Annotated in this window: 14 protein-coding genes; 11 read left to right on the top strand and 3 right to left on the bottom strand. The window is 70.9% G+C overall.

All coding sequences use genetic code 11. The features are described 5' to 3' along the window. Window positions 1–39: 39 nt before the first annotated feature. The 3 genes from ACSRUE_RS26855 (at window position 40) to ACSRUE_RS26865 (ending at window position 3,057) form a co-directional block, all read left to right on the top strand. The gene (locus ACSRUE_RS26855) at window positions 40–1,005 is read left to right on the top strand and encodes an NAD-dependent epimerase/dehydratase family protein (RefSeq protein ID WP_437769824.1); all 966 of its coding nucleotides are present in this window, start codon (window positions 40–42) and stop codon (window positions 1,003–1,005) included. An 8-nt stretch (window positions 1,006–1,013) separates the two neighbouring features. Next, window positions 1,014–1,679, top strand: coding sequence for a class I SAM-dependent DNA methyltransferase (locus ACSRUE_RS26860; RefSeq protein WP_441286074.1), 666 nt, complete (start codon window positions 1,014–1,016; stop codon window positions 1,677–1,679). A gap of 76 nt (window positions 1,680–1,755) precedes the next feature. Further along, on the top strand, window positions 1,756–3,057 hold the full coding sequence (locus ACSRUE_RS26865) for a hypothetical protein (RefSeq protein WP_441286075.1): 1,302 nt from the start codon (window positions 1,756–1,758) through the stop codon (window positions 3,055–3,057). A 135-nt stretch (window positions 3,058–3,192) separates the two neighbouring features. On the opposite strand, the gene ACSRUE_RS26870 is transcribed toward ACSRUE_RS26865, so the two are convergent. Next, window positions 3,193–4,221, bottom strand: coding sequence for a hypothetical protein (locus tag ACSRUE_RS26870; RefSeq protein ID WP_441286076.1), 1,029 nt, complete (start codon window positions 4,219–4,221; stop codon window positions 3,193–3,195). A gap of 30 nt (window positions 4,222–4,251) precedes the next feature. Beyond that, window positions 4,252–7,422 carry a TonB-dependent receptor gene (locus ACSRUE_RS26875; RefSeq protein ID WP_441286077.1) on the bottom strand — a complete coding sequence of 1,057 codons (3,171 nt, stop codon included), beginning with the start codon at window positions 7,420–7,422 and terminating at the stop codon, window positions 4,252–4,254. A gap of 265 nt (window positions 7,423–7,687) precedes the next feature. On the opposite strand from ACSRUE_RS26875, the gene ACSRUE_RS26880 reads away from it, so the two are divergent. The 8 genes from ACSRUE_RS26880 (at window position 7,688) to bioB (ending at window position 14,983) form a co-directional block, all read left to right on the top strand. After that, the gene (locus ACSRUE_RS26880) at window positions 7,688–8,482 is read left to right on the top strand and encodes an energy transducer TonB (RefSeq protein WP_441286078.1); all 795 of its coding nucleotides are present in this window, start codon (window positions 7,688–7,690) and stop codon (window positions 8,480–8,482) included. 189 nt (window positions 8,483–8,671) lie between these two features. Beyond that, window positions 8,672–9,388 (top strand): MotA/TolQ/ExbB proton channel family protein, encoded by a 717-nt coding sequence (locus ACSRUE_RS26885; RefSeq protein WP_437767045.1) that lies wholly within the window; start codon window positions 8,672–8,674, stop codon window positions 9,386–9,388. 111 nt (window positions 9,389–9,499) lie between these two features. Next, a complete protein-coding gene (locus ACSRUE_RS26890) occupies window positions 9,500–9,916 on the top strand; it encodes an ExbD/TolR family protein (protein ID WP_441286079.1) in 417 nt (138 codons plus the stop codon). A gap of 5 nt (window positions 9,917–9,921) precedes the next feature. Further along, on the top strand, window positions 9,922–10,368 hold the full coding sequence (locus tag ACSRUE_RS26895; RefSeq protein WP_441286080.1) for an ExbD/TolR family protein: 447 nt from the start codon (window positions 9,922–9,924) through the stop codon (window positions 10,366–10,368). 139 nt (window positions 10,369–10,507) lie between these two features. Then, window positions 10,508–11,893: a phosphomethylpyrimidine synthase ThiC gene (gene thiC, locus ACSRUE_RS26900; RefSeq protein ID WP_437769825.1), complete on the top strand. Its 1,386-nt coding sequence runs from the start codon at window positions 10,508–10,510 to the stop codon at window positions 11,891–11,893. Next, window positions 11,890–12,579, top strand: a complete 690-nt coding sequence (locus tag ACSRUE_RS26905; protein WP_441286081.1) for a thiamine biosynthesis protein — start codon at window positions 11,890–11,892, stop codon at window positions 12,577–12,579. Before thiC ends, ACSRUE_RS26905 begins: the two co-directional genes overlap by 4 nt. A gap of 121 nt (window positions 12,580–12,700) precedes the next feature. Then, window positions 12,701–13,753: a type IV pilus twitching motility protein PilT gene (locus tag ACSRUE_RS26910; RefSeq protein ID WP_437767049.1), complete on the top strand. Its 1,053-nt coding sequence runs from the start codon at window positions 12,701–12,703 to the stop codon at window positions 13,751–13,753. A 180-nt stretch (window positions 13,754–13,933) separates the two neighbouring features. Further along, window positions 13,934–14,983, top strand: a complete 1,050-nt coding sequence (bioB, locus tag ACSRUE_RS26915; RefSeq protein WP_437767050.1) for a biotin synthase BioB — start codon at window positions 13,934–13,936, stop codon at window positions 14,981–14,983. Here the strand turns inward: bioB and ACSRUE_RS26920 are convergent. After that, a complete protein-coding gene (locus tag ACSRUE_RS26920) occupies window positions 14,925–16,676 on the bottom strand; it encodes a mechanosensitive ion channel domain-containing protein (protein ID WP_441286082.1) in 1,752 nt (583 codons plus the stop codon). The two genes, bioB and ACSRUE_RS26920, sit on opposite strands and share 59 nt — an antisense overlap. Window positions 16,677–16,772: the final 96 nt, after the last annotated feature.

The raw sequence follows: 16,772 nt of genomic DNA on the forward strand, positions 1-16,772 counted from the left end.
GGCCTCCTCGAAGCGACCGTCGCTCCGATGAGCGAACGAATGCTCGGTCGAGGCCGCCGTCCCGCCGCGGACACCGATCCGTCCCTCCGGTCCGTCCTCATCACCGGCATCTGTGGTCGCCTCGGGCGGCGCCTGGCGCGGCGCCTCCACCGCGAGCGGCGCGTGATCGGCGTCGACCGGCGCAGCTTCGAGGGGCGCCCCAAGGACATCGAGCATCACCAGATCGACATCCGCCGCAAGAAGACCCAGGACATCTTCCGCCAGGAGCAGCTCGCCGCGGTGGTCCACCTCGGGGTCATGCACGATCCGCGGGTGAGCCAGATGGAGCACCACAGCTGGAACCTCGCCGGGTTCCAGCGGCTGCTCGAGTTCGTCGCGCAGTACGACGTGCCCAAGCTCATCGTGCTGTCGAGCGCGAACGCCTACGGGCCGCGCCCCGACAACCCGCAGTTCATCACCGAGGACGCCCCGCTGCTCGGCGGCGCGTCGTTCAGCGAGATCCGCGACCTCATCGAGGTCGACATGCTGGCGCAGTCGTTCTTCTGGAAGCACCCCCAGACCGAGACGGTCATCCTCAGGCCGGTCCACATCCTCGGCTCCGTGCGGAACGCGCCGTCGAACTACCTCCGGCTCAACGTGATCCCGACCCTCCTCGGCTTCGACCCGATGGTGCAGGTCATTCACCAGGACGACGTGGTCTCCGCGATCCTCGCGGCGCTCCGCCCCGGCGTGCGCGGGATCTTCAACCTCGCCGGGCCCGCCCCGCTGCCGCTCTCGCGCGTCATCGAGATGACCGGCCGGGCCCGCGCGGCGATTCCCCACTTCGTCATGCAGACGATCATCCCGCGGCTCTGGCGGTTCAGGGCGACCTCGTTCCCGGCCCCCGAGCTCGATCACATCCGCTACGTGTGCATGGTCGACGATCGGCGGGCGCGCGACATCCTCGGCTACACGCACGAGCACGACATCCAGGACACCGTCCAGGCGGTCGACGACATCACCTGAAAGGCGTCATGAAGCGAGCGACCCGGATCGAGCGGCTCGTCGACTACTACGAGGACTTCGCGCCCGACTACGTCTCCACCTGGAAAGACATCCAGCACTACGAGAAGCCCGTGCGCGCGTTCCTGCGCGAGGCGGTCGCCGACGGCGCCCGCGTGCTCGACGCGGGCTGCGGTCCGGGCCACCTCACGCGCGATCTCCCGCCGTCCGTCGAGGTCGTGGGCTTCGACATCGCCGAGGGGATGCTCGAGATCGCGCGCAAGAAGCGGCCCCACGGCGCCTATCACCGGCACGACTACCACCTCCCGATCCCACGCTCCTGGGGGCGGTTCGACGTCGCCCTCGCGCTCGGCACCCTCGAGTTCTGCGACGATCTCTCGCTCGTGCTCAAGAACCTGGCCGGCGCGATGCGCCCCGGCGGCCGCCTGCTGGTGAGCATCGTCGAGCGGAGGCCGAACGTCCGGCTCCACGAGCGCCACGCGCGCCCGCTCTCCGACGCCGAGCTGAGCGGCGTGAAGATGTATCTTTACACCTTCGCCGAGCAGACGGACGCCATCCTGGGTTCTGGCCTGCTCCCGCGCAGCTACCGGCTCCACCCCGGCTGGCGACACACCGAGTACGAGGTCGACGTGCTCTACGCGCTCTGGGACCTCGAGGTCTCACGCGGCAGCCGGTGATCACCCTGGACAGCGCGGCGAGCCTTTCCGCGCCGCGCTGTCCGGGGTATCTCGTGGAGAGGAGAGCCACGGTTCGATGGAAGTGAAGCTCGGCGGCACCTTCCTGACCTGCGCGATGGGGCCGCTGCACCACGCCGGCGCGTGCATGCAGGCGAGGCGGGTTCCGGAGGGGCTCCGCGAGCTGGCGCCGGCGGGGCTCCTCGGAGGCTTCCAGCGCGGCGTCGATCAGGCCGCGAAGCTCGCGGGCGTGCGCCGGGAGGACGTCGAGCGCCTGCTCCCGATGGCCGACGTGCGCGAGGCCATGGAGCGGCTCGGCGACAGCCAGTCCGAGGCGCTCCTCGCCTGGGACGTCTACGCCGGGCGCATCGGCGGGCTGCTCGAGGGCGTCGCCGAGGTGACCGACCACGGTCGGGCCCCCGACGCCGGTATGTGGCTCGAGCGGCTGGCGAACAAGGTCCGGCGTGATCGCCCGTTCGCGGAGCCGCTCCAGGTGCTCGCCGAGGACATCGCGCAATGGCAGGCGATGATCGGCCGCTGCCGCAAGCTGCTCGACGAGAGCGGCGGCGGCGCGCTCGCCAAGGCGTATCGCCGGCGGAGGCTCCGCAGGATCGCGTCGATCGTGGTGTCGGCGCTCGTGATCGTCGCGGCGCTGTCGGTGATCGTGCGGCTCCGCGCCGCCCGCGCGCGCGTCGATGCGGTCCTGGAGCGCCCGGAGGTGTGCGCGGTCCGCGACATCGCGGAGGACGATCTCGGCCGCGCGGCGAGCGAGCAGCAGCGGCGCGTGGCCGCGCGGCTCGAGCAGTGCGCCGCGGTGGAGGCCCGCGAGGCGCGCGAGCGCGAGGAGCGGCTGCGCGCCGAGGAGCGGGCCCGCGAGGAGCAGCGGCTGCGCGCGGAGCGCGACGAGAAGTGCGCCGCGCTCGCCGTGCGGTTCAAGGCGGGGGCGTTCTCGGACGACGACGGCAAGATCGCCGGCGTGGAGAAGGATCTGCTCCGGCGGATCGCGGGGCGGAGGCTCCTCGCCACCGACGTCGGACCGGCCGGCCCCGCGCTGCCGTGCGAGGGCGCGCGCGGCGGCGACGAGCTGCGCGCGGCCTTCGCGGACGCCCTTGTCGCGTCGGTCTGGACGTGGGCGCCGGCCGCCGATCCGGGTCCGAAGCTCGGCGATCTGCTCGTGGCGCGGCGCGCGGAGCTGCCCCCCCGCGCGCAGACGATGCTCGCGGTCCGGACCGGATACGAGTCCAAGCGGGCCATCGTATCGGGCGATCCGGGGGCGCTCGAGCGGGCGTCGCGCCTGTGCGCGCTCACGGCGAAGCTCGAGATCGCGAGCGGGGCCGGCTGCGCGGCGCTGGCGAGGCTGGCCGTCAAACCCGCGCCGTGAGCCGGCGACGGCGATCCTCGCCCGCCGTCTGCGCACGACCAGGGATGCGCCTGGGCGATGATGCTCTGGGGAATTTGAGGGGAGAGGGGCCGGAGCAGCGCAGGCGGGGCGATGGCGCCCCGCCCGCCGGGCTGCCTATCTGAAGGCGGGAATGCTGTCCGCGTCGAGCACGCACAGGCCCACGGTGGTGTCGCACTTCACCTTGAGATCCGGGGAGATACCAGAGTTAGGATTCGTGCACTTGTCATTGTCGAACTTGCCTGTGGGGATCGGATCGCCCTCGGGGTCGGGGTTCGGGGTGTAGATCTGGCAGTCCCTCATCGGCCAGAGCCCGACGACCTTGTACGTCGTCGAGCAGCTCTCTTCCGAGTACGTGACTTCAGCCTCGAATTGATTCGCGAGGTTGGCGGGCGTCACGTACACGCGCAGGTTGCGCCACTCGAGCTTGTGCGACCCCAGCGCCGGCGCCGGTGCGCCACCTTCGCCAGCCCCACCCTCGCCAGCGCCACCGGCACCACCCTCGCCGCCAGCACCTCCAGCGCCGCCGGCACCGCCCTCGCCAGCGCCGCCGGCACCGCCCTCGCCAGCGCCGCCGGCACCGCCCTCGCCGGCGCCGCCGGCACCGCCCTCGCCGGCGCCGCCGGCACCGCCCTCGCCGGCGCCGCCGGCACCGCCCTCGCCAGCGCCGCCGGCACCGCCCTCGCCGGCGCCGCCCTCGCCAGCGCCGCCGGGCATCAACACCACCTCGGCCGGATCGAGCGTTGGAACCGTGCAGATATCGTTGGCATCCGGTCCGATCGACGCGAAGGCACCGATCGCGAACGCGTTCAGGTCAGGGTTCGGGTCGATCGTTGCCCCGCCGCGATACCAGTCGCCGAACTCCGCCGTCTGGATCGCGACGAGCTTCGTCTCCACGTCGGGGAGCTGGTCGCCGTTCTCGTCCGGATTGTACATCTGCATCCCGACCAGCTCGACAGTCCCCTCCTTTCGAGCACAGGGGCCCTCGGCATCCCCGCCGACCCGGGTGAACTTCGTCACGTACGGGGATACGATTGCGGTGCCGACCGTGCACTCGGGCTTGGGCTGCGAGCAGCCCGGAGACATCGCCGCGAGCGGTGAGAGCGCCGCGAGCCCTGCCATCCAAACAAGCCATCGCCTCTTCATCGCTTGCATCCTTTCCCGCGCGCGCCGCGCCTAGAACGTCACCCGCGCGCCGAACCGGAACTGCCGCGGCGTCTGGAACTGCGTCGGCTCGCCGTAGTTCGGGTTCACGGCCTTGGGATCGAGCGGCTCGCCGGTGTTGTGGTCCTTCACGCACGTCGGGCCGCTGCTCGGATTCAGATCTTCCTTCGTTCCACCGACGCAGGGGTCGACGAACGCGGTCGTGTAACGCTGGTCCACCTGGACGGTCTCCTGGAAGTTGAAGATGTTGAAGACATCCATGGTGACGGTGAGCTCGCTGTCCTTCGCGAGCTTGACCGAATAGCCGATGTGGCCGTCGATGTTGTGGACCCAGGGGAGGCGGCCGCCGGCGCCCCGGGGCAGGATGAACGTCTCGTCGGAGCCGTACAGGTAGTGCGCTCCCCAGTAGTCGATGGGGGCGCCGGAGCGGGACCTGTACGTGAGGCCGAGGTCGAGGACCATGCCCTTCGGGAGCTCGATCGCCTTCGCGCCGTAGACCTTGATCTCGTGCGTGTTGTCGCCGGGCAGCGCCCCGTCGCGGTTGACGAGGAGCGACTCGAGATCGAACTCCGTATTGATGTTCGGATCGAGCTGGTCGGTCTCGGGCTTGAAGAGGCCCGGATAGTTGCCTCGCAGGTACGACAGCGTATAGCTCACCTGGGCGAGCCACAGGTCGGAGAAGGCCTTCTGGAAATAGAGGGTCAGCGCATCGTAATCGCGCGTCGCCTCGGGGAAGTCCTTGGCGATCCCCTTCCCGGGGTTGCCGATGAAGTAGGTGTTCGCCTCGTCCCGGCTCATGTCCTCGATGACGTTGTTCATCCAGCGCTTCGTGTACGTCGCGCCGACCCGCGCGTTCGGGAGCACCTCGTACTCGCCGCCGATCACGATCTCGTCCGACGACTGCGGCTCGAGATCCGGATCCACCGGGGACTTGCCGCCGCCGAGCGTGAACCAGTTCTTGTTCGGATCGTACGGCCCGGTGACCGGGACGCGGCTGTCGTCGTTCCGGCACTGCCCTTCGCCATAACCCGTCGCGTCCACGGGATCCCCAGGGTTACAGCCGTCGGCGCCCCCCAGGTGGTAGGAGCGGATGTTCCGCTCGTCGCCGAACGCGCGATCCAGCATGTCGAGGGGGACGCTCTCGTAATACCGCGCGTAGTTCGCGAACACCTTCGACCGGCCCTCCTGCGTGACGTCGTAGACGACGCCCACGCGCGGAGACCACTGGTTCGCGAGCGCCAGCCCGAGCTTGCCGTCGCTCGCGTAGAGGTACTGCGCGTCGTAGCGCACGCCGATGTTCAACGTCACACGGTCGAGGATGCTCCAGCTGTCCTGCGCGAAGGCGCCGATCGTCGCTCCGAGCGACGACACCGTGAGCTTGTCCTGGATGACGTAGTCCCTGGCGCCCGGGCCGGTCGCCAGGCCGTCCGGGCCGGTCAGGAAGCCGAGCTGTCGCTCGTCATGGGAGGCATCCCAGTCTCCCTCCTCCGAGTAGGTGGTGCCGCCCGCGTACGCCTTGATGTGCTTGTACGTCGTGATCTCGCCGTCGATGCCGGCCTTGACCACGTGGTGCCCGAGCCCCTGGAAGATGCTCGTCACCTTCGCGTTCAGCTGGAAGCGGTTGAGCGAGGCGTCGTCGATGTAGTCGGGCCCGCCTTGCCAGTACTGGCGCACCGCGCAGGGTAGCGCGGCGATCTCGCCGTTCTCCGCCCGCAGCGGCTTGCACATGGCCCGGGCCTCGGGCGAGAGCTTCTCGAAATCGTCGATCGAATACCGGTTCGGGGAGTACCGCTGCCAGACCATGAGGGGCACACCCGCCAGGCCCTCGCGCGTCCCGAGCTCCGAGCCGTCCGGGGGCAGCCGCGCGCTCCGCTGGTTGTGCCAGCCGAGGGTCGCGTCGAGGAGCAGGGTCTTGTTCTTGAACGCCGACGACCACTTCAGCGCGACGTCGTTCGACGACGCCACGTACTCGTGCGCCAGCGCGCCGTACTCGCCGACGATGTTCGAGAGCTCGGTCAGGCCCTGCTGCGGGTCGAACCCGAACGTGCCGTTGCCGCCCGAGGTGGAGGGCGAGCCGTAGACGGAGAGCGCGACGCTGTGGTCCGGATCGATCTGGTAGGTCAGCTTCCCGAGGTACTGCAGCGTCTGCTCCTCGGCGCGGTAGAAGCGCTGCGTCCCCGGCAGCCGGTCGACGACGTTGAGCCCGGTCGCGCGATCCGTCACCGGCTCGAACGTGGTGGGGTCGTAGCGCGTGGCGAACAGGTTGCGCTCCATCGAGCTGCTCTTGAACGCGAGATCCGCGCCCGCGAAGAACCAGAGCTTGTCCTTCAGGATGGGGCCGCCGACCTCGAACCCGTAGTCGCGGATCGACGACAGGGTCTCGTCGGTCTGGATGGTCTCGCCCTGGCGACGGACCGCCTTGGGCGCGCCCTCGAGGACGCCGGGCGTGATGTTGAAGAAGACCGAGCCCTGGAACGCGTTGCCGCCGCTCTTCGTGACGACATCGAGGACACCCCCGGTCGCGCGGCCGTACTCGGGCATGTACCCGCCGGCCACCACGTTGACCTCCTTGATGAACTCCATCGTGAGCGGCGTGCCGACGATCCCGTAGGCCGGGTCGTTCACCGACAGGCCGTCGATCACGTACTGGTTCTCGGGGGAGGAGGTGCCGGCGATGGACGTGCCGAACTCGTCGGCCTGCGCCCCGGGCGTGGTCGCGGCGACCGACTCGAAGGAGCGCGTCGTCGCGCCCTTCCCCGTGGGGGGCGAGATCGCGATGCGCCGTGTGAAGTCCTGGGTGATGCTCTGGCTCACGCTGCTCGAGCCGACGTCGACCGTCGGCGCGCGGCCGACGACGACGATCTCCGCCGCCTTGAGCGCCTCCGGCAGCAGCTCGACGTTGACGCGGATGGTCGTCGCGGCGCGGACCGCGATCCCGCCGCGCGCGTACGGCTTGAACGCGTCCTTTTCGAAGCGCAGTGTGTAGTCGCCCGGCGGCAGGTTCGGGATACGGTACTGGCCAGTGCCGTCCGTGACGACCAGCTGCTCCCCTTGCAGCGCCGGCGATGTCGCCGTCACGACCACATCGGCCGCCGGCGCGCTGTTCGACGCGTCGACGACCCGCCCGAGGAGCACGCCGCTGCCCGTCTGCGCGAACGCAGGGTACGCGGTCAACAAAGTCATCGCGAGCAGCAGCAACGCCGCCCACGGCCCCAACGGCGCACGTGAGCGCCCTCCGTGTTCCAGCCTCTTTTCGAGAAACTTCACGGAATTCCCTCCAGAAGTGTATGCCCTCGAGTCCCTCCTTACCCTAGACAGGAATCGCGCCAGACAATAGACTTTTTTGTAGGACTCGCTCGCTTATACACTCCGGGTAGGCGCCGCACGCTTCCATACGTCGCGGCTTCTCTACCTCGATCGGCTCGAGTCCTAGGAGTTACGACCCCTCATGTTTGACTCGGTACTCGGTCGCGCTACCGCCACCCAGGGGCGGCTAGGGACGGGGACAGCGCTCTCCATCGTCGCCCACGTGGCGATCGCGGGCGCCATCCTCTGGCAGGCCACGCGCCCTCGAACCGAGAAGCCGAAGGACGTCGAGGTCACATTTTTCGCTCCGGCGCCGCCGCCGCCTCCTCCTCCTCCGCCGCCGCCTCCGGGCGGCGGCGCGAAGCGCCCGCCCAAGGTGGAGCGCGTTGAGCAGCCGAAGCCCGTCAAGACGCCTGACACCATCTACGACATGCCGGAGAAGCCCAAGGCCAAGGCGCCAGTGCCAGAGCCAAAGCCGGAGCCGGAGCCGGTCAGGGAGGATGCGCCGGAGCAGCCGGGCGGCGTCGAGGGGGGAGTCCAGGGCGGCGTTCAGGGGGGCACCGTCGGCGGCGAGCTCGGCGGGCAGATGGGCGGTCAGCTGGGCGGCAAAGTCGGCGGCCAGGTGGGCAGCACGCCGCCGCCGCAGAGCGTGGTGCTGGCGTTCGGCGCCGGAATGACCCGGCCTTCGAAGATCGCCGGGCGCGACCCGCAGTACACGCGCGAGGCGCTCGCCGCGCGCGTCGAGGGGCTCGCGATTGTCAAGTGCGTCATCAAGCTGGACGGCTCGCTGACCGGCTGCCGGATGGCCAAGTCGCTTCCTCACATGGATCGAGCGATCCTCGATGCGCTCGCGACGCATCGCTACACCCCCGTCATGTATCAGGGGCGCCCGGTCTCGGTGGACTACGTGTTCCCCATCCGGCTCAAGCTCCCTTGACGTCCGGGCGCGCAGGGGTGTTATTGAACCGCTGGAGCACGTAGTAGAGAAGGGTACTGGCAGGTCCGCGCTGCGGTGCTGCCGAGTCCGCTCGGTATCCACGGAGGTGCTGCTCCAGCAGCACCAGCGGTGTTGCTCCAGCAGCACCAAGACCATCACGCGACATGGGGCGCCAGGAGGCGCGAGACGATGCAATTCACGTTGATCGAGCTGTGGGGCCACATGGGGCTCTTCGCGAAGCTGATCGTCTTCGCGCTGGCCATCATGTCCGTTGCGTCGCTGATCGTCCTGGGCGAGCGCCTCGTCGTGTCGTTCCTGTCGCGCGCCGCCTCCCGCGCGTTCGCGGCGCGGGTCGGGCCGATGCTCGCCCGGGGCGAGCTCGAGGGGGCCTGGACCGCCGCCAGGCCGGGCGGCGAGAGCGGCTATCTCGGGCGCGTCATCGGCGCCGGGCTCGCCGCTTATGCCTCGAGCGCGCCCTCGCGGCTGCCGGCGCAGGGGCACGAGCGCGACGGCGTGTTCGAGTCGGTCTCGCGGGCGCTCGAGCGGCAGGCGCAGCGCGAGGTGCTCAGCCTGAAGCGAGGTTATGGCCTGCTCGCCACGGTCGGTTCCACCGCGCCGTTCGTCGGGCTGCTCGGGACGGTCATGGGCATCGTGACGGCGTTCCAGCAGATGGCGGCGGCCGGCTCCGGCGGCCTCGGCACCGTCTCGGCGGGTATCGCGGAGGCGCTCATCACGACCGCCTTCGGGCTGATCGTCGCGATCCCGGCCGTCATGGGCTACAATTATCTCCAGGGCTGGGTCGAAGCCCGGGCGATCGACATCTCGGAGTCGTCGAACGAGCTCCTCGACGTCGTGGCGAAGCGGCTCGACGGGCGCCTCGCGCCGGCCGCCGAAGAGGCTGCTTGACACCGGACCCGCGCGACACCCCGCGCGCCTCTCCGCGGAGCGCGGCGCCCGGCGCCTCGCGCCCGCGGCGCGGCGCGGGGTGACGCGCCCAGCAGGGAAGCGAGCGTTCCAATGGGGATGGGTGTCGGCCCGCAGAGGGGCCCCAAGAGCGAGATCAACGTCACGCCGCTCGTCGACGTGGTCCTCGTCCTGCTCATCATCTTCATGGTCGTCACGCCGATGCTCCAGCGCGGCAAGGACGTGAAGCTGCCGCAGGCCGCGGAGGTGGACGAGGAGAGGAAGGAGGTGGACCCGCTGATCCTCTCCGTGACGCTGGAGAAGACGGTGTGGGTCGAGAACGACAGATACGATGACGCCGGGCTCGCAGAGCGGCTCTCGCGCGAGTTCGCGGCGCAGCCGGGGCGCAAGGTGCTGGTCAAGGGGGACCAGCGCCTCTCGTTCGGCGACGTCCGCAGGGTGATGGAGACGGCGCGCAAGTCGGGCGCGAAGAGCGTCTCGCTGGCGGTCGAGGAGCTGAAGGGGAGATAGCGGCGATGAGCGCGAAGAAGAAGTTCGTCATCAAGCCGGCGGTGCCCCTGAACTCCGACATCAACGTGACGCCGCTCGTCGACGTCGTGCTGGTGCTGCTCATCATCTTCATGGTCGTGACGCCGCTGCTCGAGAAGGACATCGGCGTGCGCGTGCCGGACACCGAGCAGGTCAAGCAGGACACCCCGCCGCCGCCCGACCAGCTCGTCGTCCGGGTGAGCGCGCAAGGCGAGCTGCGGGTGAACGACGAGCCGGTCGAGCGCGCCGAGCTCGTGGGCACGCTCAGGCCGCTGCTCGAGCGCTACAGCAGGCCTCAGGACAGGATCGTCTTCGTCGTCGCCGACGACGGCGCCGTCTACGGCACCGTCGTGGCGGTGCTCGACGGCGCGAAGGCCGCCGGCGCCCAGACGCTCGGCATGATGACCGAGCTCCCCGAGGCGCCGCCTCCCTGACAGCGGCGCGCTCGCGGCGCGCGCCGGTGAAGGCGCGCTTTCTCGCCGGCTCGAGGTCGGGCGGCCAGGCGCGACGCGGCGCTTGCGTCGCGCGCGGTCGCGACCTAAACCGCCCACCTCGAAAGCGAGGTCGTCGATGTTGCGGTCCGAATGGGTGAGCAAGCGCGCCGGGAGCCCGAACCAGAGCCAGATGCACTTCGCGAGGAAGGGCGTCGTCACGGAGGAGATGGAGTACGTCGCCCGCCGTGAGAAGCTCGCGCCCGAGCTCATCCGCAGCGAGGTCGCGCGCGGCCGGATGATCATCCCCGCGAACAAGAACCACCTGAACCTCGAGCCGATGTGCATCGGCATCGCGTCGCTCTGCAAGGTGAACGCGAACATCGGCAACAGCCAGACCACGAGCGACGTGAGCGGCGAGCTCGAGAAGCTGCGCTACTCCATCAAGTACGGCGCGGACACCGTGATGGACCTGTCGACCGGGGGCGACATCGACGGCATCCGCCGCGCGATCATCGCGGACTCCCCTGTGCCGATCGGGACGGTGCCGATCTACCAGGCGCTCGAGGCGTGCAAGGGCACCGCCAAGATGACGGCCGCGGACCTCATCGACATGCTCGAGCACCAGGCGAAGCAGGGGGTCGATTACTTCACGATCCACGCGGGCGTGCTGCTCGAGCACCTGCCGCTCGTGAAGGGCCGGATCACCGGCATCGTCTCGCGCGGCGGCTCGATCATGGCGCAGTGGATGATCGAGCACCACAAGCAGAACCCGTTCTACACCCACTGGGACAAGGTGCTCGAGGTCTGCGCCAAGTACGACGTCACGATCTCGGCGGGCGACGGCCTCCGCCCCGGCTGCCTCCACGACGCCAGCGACGCGGCCCAGTTCGCCGAGCTGAAGACGCTCGGCGAGCTCACGAAGCGCGCCTGGGAGAAGGACGTGCAGGTGATGATCGAGGGCCCCGGGCACGTGCCGTTCGATCAGATCGCGATGAACGTGCAGAAGGAGATGGAGCTCTGTCACGAGGCGCCGTTCTACGTGCTCGGCCCGCTCGTCACCGACTTCGCGCCTGGCTACGACCACATCACGAGCTGCATCGGCGCCACGATGGCCGGCTTCGCGGGCGCCGCGATGCTCTGCTACGTGACGCCGAAGGAGCACCTCGGCCTGCCGAACCCCGAGGACGTCAAGCAGGGCCTCATCGCCTACAAGATCGCGGCCCACGCCGCGGACGTGGCGCGGAAGCGCCCGGGCGCGCGGGATCGCGACGACGCGCTGAGCCGCGCCCGCTACGCCTTCGACTGGAAGCAGCAGTTCGCGCTCTCGCTCGATCCGGAGACGGCCCAGGCGATGCACGACGAGACGCTCCCCCAGGAGTACTTCAAGACCTCGGAGTTCTGCTCGATGTGCGGGCCGAAGTTCTGCTCGATGCACATCAACCGGGTGGTCGACGAGTACAACGCGCGGCAAGAGCCCGAGAACGCGCCCGCGAAGCGGTCGCTCTCGATCCTCGAGCAGCCGTGAAGCAGGGGAGGGGCCGCGAGGGCGTCCGCCGCGCGCGGCGGAGGAGGCCTGTCGCGGCGCGCCTCGCCCTCGTCGCGCTCGTCCTGCTCGCGCCCCTCGGCTGTCGCCGCGAGCAGGGGAGCGCCCCCCGCGACGCTGCGTCGCCCGCCTCGGCCGCCGCCTCGCCCTCCGTGGCGCCGCGCCCGCCGAGCCCTCGCCTCACCGATCCCCGCTGGCGCCTCGCCGCGGAGGACGACCCGCTGGAGCGCGCCCGGCTGGCCGAGGCCGAGGGCGCGTCCGGCCTCCTCGCCGCGCTCGACGACGGCGGCGACATCGCGCTCACGGCCCTGCGCGCGCTGCCGTACGCCGATGACGCCGATCTGGCGCTCGGGCCGCTCGCCGAGCGCGCCCGCGCGGTGTCCGGGCCGTCGCTTCCGCCCCTGCTCGAGGCGCTCCTCGGGATCGCCGGTCGGCCACCGCGCCCGCGCGAGCCGCTCGACCCGGACGGGGCGCGCGGCGCTGCCGCGGCCCTGGTCGATCTGGCGGGCCGGCGCGACCTCCCCTCGGATCAGCGCGCGCTCGCCATCTCGGCGGCGCGCGCGCTCGCGGAGCGGGGGCTCGTCGATCCTCTCCGTATTCCGGCAGATCTGGATCCCGAGGGCTCCGTCGCGGGCGCCGCGGGAGGCCCGGCGGCGCCGCGTCCCTGACGTCCCGCGCGGCGGCGCGGGCGCGCGGCCGTCCCGCGCGGCGGCGCGGCGCCCTGTGGGCTTTCGGTTCGTGCAGCCGCGCTTTGGGCCGGTCGGGTTCCAATTTGGTACCTTGCCCCCCGTGACGACGCCGTACACCTCCGAGGCCTTCCTCCATCAGCTCCTCGGCAAGGCGCTTGCCGCCCACGCCAGCGACATCCACCTCAAGGTCGGTCAGCCGCCGGGCGCGCGGGTGCGCGGCGACATGGTCTACTTCCGCGTCGACAGGATCCGGCCCGAGGACAGCGAGGCCGCCGCGCGGGTGCTGCTCGCCGGGCGCCCTTCGCGCGAGCTCCTCGCCTCGCTCCAGGAGCTCGACGCCGCGTACGTCGTCCCGGGCCTCGGCCGGTTTCGCGTGAACATCTATCGCCAGCGCGGCTCGCTCGCGATCATCCTGCGGAGCATCCCGCTCAAGATCCCGACGTTCGAGGAGCTGGGCGTGCCCTCGGCGGTCCGGGCCATGGTGGAGCACGATCACGGCCTCGTCCTCGTCGCGGGCACGGCCGGCAGCGGCAAGAGCACGACCCTCGCCGCGTTCGTCGGGCACATCAACGCGACCGTGCCGCGCCACATCGTCACCCTGGAGGATCCGATCGAGCACGTGCACGAGGACAACCGCTCCAGCGTGAGCCAGCGCGAGATCGGCGTCGACACCGCGGATTTCCCGACCGCGCTGCGCGCCGCGCTGCGGCAGGACCCGGACGTCGTGCTCATCAGCGCGCTCCGCGACGGCGAGTCGCTCGATCTCGCGCTCCACGCCGCGGAGACCGGGCACCTCGTGCTCGCGGCGGTCAGCTCGGCGGACGTCACGCGCGCGCTCGGGCGGCTGATCGCGCTCGGCAAGAGCCCGAGCGAGGCGCGCGACCGGCTGGCCGACTGTCTCCACGGCGTCGTCGCGCAGCGCCTGCTCCCTCGCCGCGACGGCGCGGGGGAGGTCCTCGCCGCCGAGGTGCTCGTCGGGACGGCCGCGGTGCGCGAGGCGATCCGCCGGCCGGAGGGGAGCCCTTCGCTGCGCGAGCTGATGGAGAAGGGGGTCACGCCGTACGGTATGCAGACCTTCGACGCGCACCTCAGGCAGCTCGTCGCCCAGGGGACGATCGCCAAGGAGACGGCGAAGGCGGTGACGGCGCTCTAGAGGCGGCAATCGGGGCAAAACCGCCGGAAAAGAGCAGAATTTCGAACCGCCAAGCACGCCAAGACGCCAAGACGCCAAGATATTTTCTGTTCTTGGCGCCCTTGGCGCCTTGGCGGCTCATTTCATGCTCGATCGCGCCTCGCTTGCGGCGGCGCCTCAAGCCCGGCTATGAGCGAGCCCATGCTCGAAGGGATCGAACGAGAGGCGGCGGAGCACAGGAATGGATGCAGCGGCCCGGCCGGGCACGCCCCGTCGGCGGGCGCGCCCCGCCACGACTGGACCGTCGCGCAGGCGGTCGCCCTTCACGATCTCCCGCTCTTCGAGCTGATCGACCGCGCCCGCGCGGTCCACCGCGCGTTCCACGGCGAGCACGAGGTCCAGCTCTGCACCCTGCTCAGCGTCAAGACGGGCGGCTGCCCCGAGGACTGCGCCTACTGCCCGCAGTCGAGCCACTACGAGACCGAGGTCGGGCCGGAGCGCATGCTCGACGTCGGCGCGGTCCTCGCCGCCGCGGAGCGCGCCCGCGACGGGGGCTCGACGCGGTTCTGCATGGGCGCCGCGTGGCGCGAGGTGAAGGACGGACCCGCCTTCGAGCGCGTCCTCGACATGGTGCGCGGCGTGAAAGCCCTCGGCCTCGAGGCGTGCTGCACGCTCGGCATGCTCACCGATGACCAGGCGCGCCGCCTGAAGGAGGCCGGCCTCGACGCCTACAACCACAACCTCGACACCTCGCGCAAGGCCTACAAATCCATCATCTCGACGCGCACGTACGACGAGCGGCTCGTCACCCTGCGCAACGTGCGGCGGGCGGGCATCACCGTCTGCTCGGGCGGCATCATCGGCATGGGCGAGTCGATCGCCGACCGCTGCGAGATGCTCGTCGAGCTCGCGCGCCTCGACCCCCACCCGGAGAGCGTGCCCATCAACGCCCTCGTGCGCTCGCCCGGGACGCCCCTCGAGAGCCTCCCCCCGGTCGATCCGATCGAGTTCGTCCGGATGATCGCGGTCGCGCGGGTCATGATGCCGCGCGCGATGGTGCGCCTGTCCGCGGGGCGGACGGAGCTCTCGCGCGAGACGCAGCTGCTCTGCATGTACGCGGGGGCGAACTCGATCTTCTACGGAGACAGGCTGCTCACCACGCCGAACCCCGGCCAGGACGAGGACCGCGCGCTCATCGAGAAGGCGGGGCTTCAGCCGATGGCGCCCGCCGCGGCGCGCGCTTCCCGTTAGCCGAGCCGCCCGCCGCGGCCGCCTCCGGCTGCGGGTGATCCTCTCCGCGCGGCGCGACGTGCAGCGTCTGCGTCGGGTACGCGAGCCGCGATCCGGCCATGTCGATGATCTGCAGGAACGTGATCAACATCGCCTGCCGGAGCGCCCGGAACTCCCCGAAGTCGGTCGTCTGGAACCAGGCCATCACCTCGACGTCGAGCGACGAGGGCCCGACGCCGATGAAGCGCACGACGATGTCGTCGGGCCAGATCTTCGGGTGCTCCCGCAGCGCCCGCTCGCACTCTTCCACGATGGCGTGGAGCTGCTCGGGCGACGTGTCGCGCTCGAGCCCCAGCACGCAGGAGAGGCGAATCCTGTCGCGCGCCGTGTACGACTCGATCTGGAGATCGGCCAGCTTGCCGTTCGGGATCGTGACGATGGTCCGATCGAGCGTCCGGATCCGGGTCGAGCGGAGCCCGATGCTCTCGACCGTCCCGAGGAGCGCGTCGACCTTCACGAAGTCGCCGACCCGGAACGGCCGGTCGATGCCGATCGCGACCGAGCCGAAGAGGTTCTCCACCGTCTTCTGGGCGGCGAGGGCCAGCGCGACGCCGCCGATGCCGAGGCCGGCGATGAGGCTCGCCACCGGGTAGCCGAGCTCCGAGAGCACGGCGATCACGCCGATGATCACGATCGAGACCTTCGCGATCCGCCCCATGAGCGGCACGAGCGAGCGCGCCGCGGGGTTGTCGCGCGTCGCGGGGTCGGCGAGCAGGCGGCCGCCGACGGCGTCGATCGTGCGCAGGGCGAACCAGAACACGGCGACGAAGACGCCGGCGCGCAGCACCTTGTCGAGGAACTCGTCGGCCGGCAGGTAGAGCCCGAGCCACGGGAGCGCGGTCGTGATCACGAGGAGCGCCGCCGCGAACGTGAACGGACCGCGCGCCCCCCCGATGAGCACGTCGTCGAGCGTGGAATCCGTCCGCGCGACGACGCGGCGGAGCAGGGCGCGGACGAGGTAGCTCAGCACCGCGCCGACGAGCCAGCCGGCCAGCGCGAGGACCGGCAGCGCGAGCCACTGCCACCAGAGCAGCTCGCGCGGGCCGGGGCGCAGGAGCGCAGGCGGCAGGTGATCGCGGAGCCAGCGATCTTCGAGCTGCGCGTACCACTCGTCGACGCGCTCCACCGTGGCGCGCGAGAAGATCCAGCGCACGCCGTCGGCCGTCGTGCGCCGAACGAGGCGCACCGGCTGGGCCCCCGTCCGCGTCGGGATCTTGCCGAGCTGCTCCACCCCGGCCCCGAGGTTGTCCTGCGTGTCCCCCTGCGGGCTCGGCGAGAGCGTCTCCACCTCCAGCCAGAGGTGCCGATCGAGCACCGCCTTGAGCTTCTGCGCGAGCTCCGCGCCGTTCGCCCTCGGCGGCACGTCCAGGTAGCGCGCGGCCTCGGCGTAGTTGCCCGCGCGGCACAGCTCGACGAAGCTGCGCATGGCGGCCCGAGGCGAGTCGGGCGCGACCGGGGTCGCCTCCGGCTCCGGGCCGACCTCGGCGTTCGCCGGGGGCGGCGGCGGGGGCGGCGGAGCGGCCAGCTCTCCGGCGCTCGCTCCCAGAAGGGCGCACCCGAACACGAGCGCGAAGGCGAACGCAGCGCGGAGCCACGCCGCCGGCGGCCAGAGGCGGAGCCGCCTCGGCGCCTTGGGATGATCGGTCGAGGGCATGGGCCCTGCTATTCCATCGCCCGGCGGCTCTGTCGACCGGGCGGCGCGCGCGCCACGTGCGCTCGCTCGCAGCGGGCTCCACGTGTCGGAGATCCC

It is taken from the genome of Sorangium sp. KYC3313, assembly GCF_052075895.1.
Taxonomy (GTDB): Bacteria; Myxococcota_A; Polyangia; order Polyangiales; family Polyangiaceae; genus Sorangium; species Sorangium cellulosum_B.

Bases quoted from the DNA above. Each gene is read 5' to 3' on its own strand.
- ACSRUE_RS26895 (WP_441286080.1), top strand. From the start codon at position 9,922: ATGAGCGCGAAGAAGAAGTTCGTCATCAAGCCGGCGGTGCCCCTGAAC.
- ACSRUE_RS26870 (WP_441286076.1), bottom strand. From the start codon at position 4,221: ATGAAGAGGCGATGGCTTGTTTGGATGGCAGGGCTCGCGGCGCTCTCA.
- ACSRUE_RS26875 (WP_441286077.1), bottom strand. From the start codon at position 7,422: ATGACTTTGTTGACCGCGTACCCTGCGTTCGCGCAGACGGGCAGCGGC.
- ACSRUE_RS26855 (WP_437769824.1), top strand. From the start codon at position 40: ATGCTCGGTCGAGGCCGCCGTCCCGCCGCGGACACCGATCCGTCCCTC.
- ACSRUE_RS26880 (WP_441286078.1), top strand. From the start codon at position 7,688: ATGTTTGACTCGGTACTCGGTCGCGCTACCGCCACCCAGGGGCGGCTA.
- ACSRUE_RS26920 (WP_441286082.1), bottom strand. From the start codon at position 16,676: ATGCCCTCGACCGATCATCCCAAGGCGCCGAGGCGGCTCCGCCTCTGG.
- ACSRUE_RS26865 (WP_441286075.1), top strand. From the start codon at position 1,756: ATGGAAGTGAAGCTCGGCGGCACCTTCCTGACCTGCGCGATGGGGCCG.
- ACSRUE_RS26885 (WP_437767045.1), top strand. From the start codon at position 8,672: ATGCAATTCACGTTGATCGAGCTGTGGGGCCACATGGGGCTCTTCGCG.
- ACSRUE_RS26860 (WP_441286074.1), top strand. From the start codon at position 1,014: ATGAAGCGAGCGACCCGGATCGAGCGGCTCGTCGACTACTACGAGGAC.
- bioB (WP_437767050.1), top strand. From the start codon at position 13,934: ATGCTCGAAGGGATCGAACGAGAGGCGGCGGAGCACAGGAATGGATGC.
- ACSRUE_RS26890 (WP_441286079.1), top strand. From the start codon at position 9,500: ATGGGGATGGGTGTCGGCCCGCAGAGGGGCCCCAAGAGCGAGATCAAC.